General features: G+C 44.3%; 4 protein-coding genes. All 4 read left to right on the top strand.

What is annotated here, in order from left to right; translation table 11 throughout:
• Positions 1-698, top strand: a 698-nt coding sequence (locus WBM49_RS11950) for an NAD-dependent epimerase/dehydratase family protein (protein WP_424372282.1), incomplete at its 5' end; no start/stop codon positions are given.
• Positions 695-1,225, top strand: coding sequence for a CIA30 family protein (locus WBM49_RS11945; RefSeq protein WP_424372281.1), 531 nt, complete (start codon positions 695-697; stop codon positions 1,223-1,225). The genes WBM49_RS11950 and WBM49_RS11945, both read left to right, overlap by 4 nt.
• Before the next feature lie 86 nt (positions 1,226-1,311).
• Entirely contained in the window at positions 1,312-2,580 is a 1,269-nt protein-coding gene (locus WBM49_RS11940; RefSeq protein WP_424372280.1) for a M20 family metallo-hydrolase, read from the top strand.
• 94 nt (positions 2,581-2,674) lie between these two features.
• Positions 2,675-4,864 (top strand): M28 family peptidase, encoded by a 2,190-nt coding sequence (locus WBM49_RS11935; protein WP_424372279.1) that lies wholly within the window; start codon positions 2,675-2,677, stop codon positions 4,862-4,864.
• Positions 4,865-5,089 lie beyond the last annotated feature (225 nt).

The raw sequence follows: 5,089 nt of genomic DNA, 5'->3' as shown, positions 1-5,089 counted from the left end.
TATGGCCCAATTTTATAAAAGCCGTCATTAAGGGATGCCAGCAAAACCATTCAAAATTGGTGTTTTTTGATAATATCTACATGTACGATCCTAATTACCTCAACGGCATGGATGAACAAACCCCTGTTAATCCATCCAGCAAAAAAGGCGAAATACGCGCCAGGATTGCAAGAATGATCCTGGACGAAGTAGAAAATGGTTCCTTGACAGCGCTTATCGCAAGGTCTGCAGATTTTTACGGCCCATCTGTTGAACAGGTTAGTATTCTTACGGAGACGGTGATTAAGAACCTGGCATCCGGGAAAAAGGCAAACTGGCTGGTTTCGGATCGCTTTAAACATTCGTTTACCTACGTCCCCGATGCAGGAAAGGCTACGGCTTTACTGGGAAATACGGCGGAGGCCTATAATCAGGTATGGCACCTGCCAACTGCTAACGATCCCATGACCGGAAAAGAATGGATCAGCGCCATTGCCAATGAACTGGATGTTGCCCCCAGGTACCGTGAGGTCTCTAAACTAATGGTAAAGATCCTTGGGATGTTTATGCCCATTATGAAGGAAACCGTAGAAATGTTATACCAATACGATCGCGACTATGTTTTTGACAGCAGCAAATTTGAAGAACGTTTTGGTCTGAAACCTACTCCCTACCTGGAGGGTATCCGGGAGATCATTAAAGCAGACTATTCAAAATGATCAATCTTTTTCTTATATGTTTACTTTCTATGATACAACCAACAAACACGCTATTTGAATTTTCAGTGGACTCAGATCCTAAAAGCTGGACAGTGGTTAATGACGGAGTGATGGGCGGACTTTCCAAAGGGCAATTCACTATTAGCAAAGAGGGCCATGGAGTCTTTATGGGTAAAGTTTCCCTTGAGAACAATGGCGGATTTTCTCTTATCCAGCATCGGCTCCCATCTCTGAATGTTAAAAAATACAACTCCCTGGTAGTTCGTTTTAAGGGTGACGGAAAGAAATACCAGATACGACTTAAAACCAATGCATCGGATTATTACAATTATGCGGTTAGCGTGCAAACCAGCGGGAAATGGGAGACAATTTCCATCCCTTTTGAGTCCATGATCCCTCAATTCAGGGGTCGCCTTTTAAATGCCTCAACCTTTCCGGGAGCGCAAATAGAAGAGGTGGCCTTTTTGATAGGAAATAAAAAAGCGGAGGAATTCTGCCTGGAGATCGACTGGATCGCCTTAAAGTAGCTAATAGCTGCTGGTTATGACCCATTTGTTTTATATCTTGTCTCTATACTAAAAAGCCTATGACTTTTTCCGTAAAAATTATTTCAATGTTGCTCCTCAGCTGCCTAACGGCCTTTTCTCAAGCCATTCCCAAGGTAGATCAGAACCGACTGGAGAAAACCATTATGACCTTAGCAAAATACGGTATGATGGAGAATGGCGAAACTAACAGAGTGGCCTTTAGTGATGCCGATCTGGAGGGAAGGGCCTATATTATATCTCTGATGCAAGTAACCGGACTGGAGGTTAGCGTTGATTATGCAGGCAATATCATAGGAAAGCGTGCTGGGAAAGATCCCGATTTAGAACCTATAGCTTTCGGCTCCCATATCGATATGGTGCCTAATGGGGGGAACTATGATGGTTGTGTGGGTTCTCTCGCTTCCATTGAAGTTGTAAGAACACTCAATGAAGCAGGGATACAGACTGAACATCCTCTGGAGATCATCATTTTTTCGAATGAGGAAGGAGGCGTCATGGGCAGCAGGGCCCTTATAGGTGAACTGAAAGAAGATGCGCTGGAAGTGGTCAACAGTACCGGGTTCACTATGGAGGAAGGGATAAATCGAATAGGGGGAAATGCAGACCGCCTTGATGAAGTGGAACGTCCTGAAGGCAGTTTGGCGGCTTTTCTGGAACTTCATATTGAACAAGGCGGGATACTAGACAGGGAACAAATAGACATTGGTGTCGTAGAAGGCATCGTAGGTATAAAATGGTGGGATGTCCGTATTGATGGATTTGCCAACCACGCCGGCACTACTCCAATGGCCTTGAGAAAAGACGCTTTACTGGCGGCAGCTAAATTTATCATTGCCGTCAATGAGGAAACCAAAAGTATTGAGGGCAATCAGGTAGGGACCGTGGGGAGGATCTCGGCCTTACCGGGCGCTCCTAATGTGATCCCTGGCAGGGCAGAATTAAGCCTGGAGATACGCGACCTTTCGTCCGAGAAAATAGCAATGCTCTTTCGCCAGATACAAGGGCGGGTAAAGGACATTGAAAACGAAACAGGCGCTCTATTTACGTTTACCCCCATTGACGCTACTTCGGCACCGGCCCTTACAGATACAAGGATACAGGCACTGATCTCAAAGGAAGCTAAGGCACTTGGGCTAAGCAGTAAACAAATGCAAAGCGGGGCTGGGCATGATGCCCAGGATATGGCCAAAATTGTTCCTGTTGGGATGATCTTTGTCCCTAGTGTAAACGGGATAAGTCATTCCCCAAAAGAATTTACATTTCCTGAAGATATGGCCAATGGTGCCAATGTGTTACTAAGAACGATTCTTAGCCTGGATAAAACATGGGATTAATCCCTGCATATTTTTTGGCGTCCATGTAGATCTGAGGCTTTTTTGTTAAAACAAAAACAGTATTTTTAAAATCTTGAAATAAACATATAAACCCATGAGAAAATTACTTTGTTTATGCCTTATGCTCTTATCTCTTCATATAAGTGCACAGTCTATCACAGGATTCGCTCCTGCCAATATTCCAAATCAGCTGAAATTAGAAGCTTCCTTTGAAGCGGCCTTGAACCCAAAGAATCTGGATACATGGATGCAGAAAATGGCTGCTGAGCCCCATTGGGTTGGCACAGAGTACGGAAGAAAAAATGCGGAATGGATGGCCGAGCAATTCAAATCCTGGGGATATGACACAAAAATAGAAACCTATCAGATCCTTTTTCCCTATCCCAAGATTCGGGAATTGAAATTGGTGAGTCCGGTTCCCTATGAGGCCAAACTAACAGCGGTACCTGTGGAAGGCGATCCCTATACGGCTCAGGGAGAAGCCCTGTTGCCAAGCTATAATGCTTTTTCTACAGATGGGGATGTTGAGGCCGAACTTGTTTTTGTCAATTACGGGATCCCAAGGGATTACGAAGAATTAGAAAAATTAGGGATCGATGTAAAAGGGAAAATTGTGATCGCTAAATATTACGGTTCCTGGCGTGGGATTAAACCAAAATTAGCCGCAGAAAAAGGAGCCATTGGATGCATTATCTATTCAGATCCTGAAGATGACGGCTATGTGAGGGGCGATGTGTATCCGGAAGGTGCCTTTAAAAATAAAACAGGAGTACAAAGAGGCTCCGTCATGGACATGCCATTGTATCCCGGCGACGTGCTTACCCCCGGATATGCCGCCACCAAGGATGCAAAAAGACTCGACAGGAAAGATGCGCCTACCATCACTAAAATACCTGTTCTCCCCATTTCCTATGAAGACGCACAACCTCTTTTGGAGGCATTGAAAGGTCCGGTTGCCCCCGATTCCTGGAGAGGGGGTCTGCCTATTACCTATCATATAGGTCCGGGACCGGCCAAAGTACATTTAAAACTAGAATTCGACTGGCAACTAACTCCTGCTCATAATGTGATCGCTACCCTTAAAGGCTCTAAATATCCGGACCAGTGGGTAATGCGTGGTAATCATCACGATGCCTGGGTTCATGGGGCCAATGATCCTGTAAGTGGAATGATCGCACTGATGGAGGAAGCCAGAGTGGTGGGAGAATTGGCAAAGAAAGGTCAACGTCCAAAACGCACCTTGGTCTATGCGGCCTGGGATGCAGAAGAGCCAGGCCTGATTGGTTCTACTGAATGGGTGGAAGATCACGAAAAGGAATTACAACAAAAATTAGTAGCCTATATCAATACGGATGGAAATGGGCGAGGGTTTTTTGGGGCAGGAGGATCTCACACCCTTCAAGCTATGGTAGACGAAGTAGCCGATATTGTCAAAGACCCGCAAACAGGGGTTTCTATTAAAGAGCGAAGAATTGCCCGGCAGTTAGTAAGTGGTGGTAACAGCAACTTTGAACTCAGTGCCCTGGGATCTGGTTCGGACTATACCCCCTTTATTCAGCATGCAGGTATTGCCTCTCTGAACCTAGGGTTTGGAGGAGAAAATGCCGGTGGAGAATATCATACTATCTATGATACCTATCCACATTACAAACGATTCAAAGATCCGGAATTTGCCTATGGCATAGCCCTTGCAAATGCGGCGGGGAGAATTGTTTTAAGACTGGCCAATGCCGATGTGATCCCTCTTGAATTTACGCAATGGCAGACTACCGTTTCTGAGTATTTAAAAGAGATCATGGATGAAACAGATAAGATGCGGAAAGATGTTGAAAAACACAACTCCCTGGTATCCAAAAACGCCTTTGAACTGGCTTCAGATCCAAGAGAAGTATTTGTAAAACCTGCTGTCAAAGAAGAGATCCCATACCTGGATTTCTCAACTGTCCAAAACAGCCTAGCCAAACTTGCCAGGGACATTGAAGCTTTTGAATCGGTCTCGGTAGAAGCATTGCCTGCTCCTAAACAAGAGGTGCTTAACAAAGCGATGTTGGTAACCGAACAGGTCCTGACAGATATGAGTGGCTTACCTCGGAGACCTTGGTTCAGGCATCAGCTATACGCTCCGGGATTTTACACGGGCTATGGTGTAAAAACATTACCGGGGATACGCGAGGCAGTTGAACAAAAGGATTGGAAGGAAGCACAGGAACAGATTCAGAAATTATCCGGGACCTTTGACTTGATGGATGCTCATATCAACACCTTGATTTACCTTAGTAAATAATAGAATTATAGAAAAATACGATCTATTAATTAGATCATTTAAACGAGCTTCATAAAATATTTGAGCACATTATTACTTACGTTCACTGAAATTATTGTATTTTTAAATACCTTATAATTAGCGTTTTAGGAAAATAACCAACCACCTATTCTACCACTATGAAGTCAAAAACCAACCTCATCCTTGTCGCAGGCGCCATTTTAATGTTACTATTTTTTCTGTTTC

The sequence above is a fragment of the Muriicola sp. genome, assembly GCF_049669965.1.
Lineage (GTDB): Bacteria > Bacteroidota > Bacteroidia > Flavobacteriales > Flavobacteriaceae > Muriicola.
The sequence above is the reverse complement of the archived record's forward strand: the minus strand, read 5'-3'. Positions and strand labels throughout refer to the sequence as shown.